This is a genomic window from Pseudomonas sp. 51_B, from assembly GCF_017491595.1.
Taxonomy (GTDB): Bacteria; Pseudomonadota; Gammaproteobacteria; order Pseudomonadales; family Pseudomonadaceae; genus Aquipseudomonas; species Aquipseudomonas promysalinigenes.
Map to the genome: position 1 here is coordinate 1 of NZ_JAFGYW010000110.1, position 588 is coordinate 588.

Annotated in this window: 2 protein-coding genes; one reads left to right on the plus strand and one right to left on the minus strand. The window is 61.1% G+C overall.

Going from position 1 to position 588, the window contains the following annotated elements:
• Positions 1-133: glycerophosphodiester phosphodiesterase family protein (locus tag J5M56_RS23890; RefSeq protein ID WP_279381839.1), on the plus strand; the 133-nt coding region annotated here is incomplete at its 5' end.
• 42 nt (positions 134-175) lie between these two features.
• Here the strand turns inward: J5M56_RS23890 and J5M56_RS23895 are convergent.
• Positions 176-588: oxidoreductase (locus J5M56_RS23895; protein ID WP_207937929.1), on the minus strand; the 413-nt coding region annotated here is incomplete at its 5' end.

The following is a 588-nucleotide window of genomic DNA, read 5'->3' on the forward strand; positions in this document are numbered from 1 at the left end:
GCGTCAGGGCCTGCATGTGTCGGTGTGGACCGTCAACGAGCCTGCGCTGATGCGCAGACTCGCCGACTTCGGCGTTGACAGCCTGATTACAGACTTTCCCGGTTTGGCCACTGCCACCCTTGAGAATTGCTGAAATCGGTCTCCCCGGCCGGCTCAGGCCACCGGCCGGAGCCCGTCAAAAAAGCCGGTTGAGGCCGTCGTACGCCGCTACCCGATAGGCTTCCGCCATGGTCGGGTAGTTGAACGTGGTGTTGACGAAATACTTCAGCGTATTCAGCTCACCCGGCTGGTTCATGATCGCCTGACCGATGTGCACGATCTCCGACGCCTGATAACCGAAGCAGTGCACGCCGAGCACTTCCAGCGTTTCGCGGTGGAAGAGGATCTTCAGCATGCCCTGCGGCTCGCCGGCAATCTGCGCCCGAGCCATGCTCTTGAAGAAGGCCTTGCCGACTTCGTACGGCACTTTCGCCTGGGTCAGCTCCTGCTCGTTCTTGCCGATCGAGCTGATCTCCGGAATGGTGTAGATGCCGGTCGGCACGTCATTGACGAAGCGCCAGCTGCCATTGTCGACGATGCTGCCAGCGG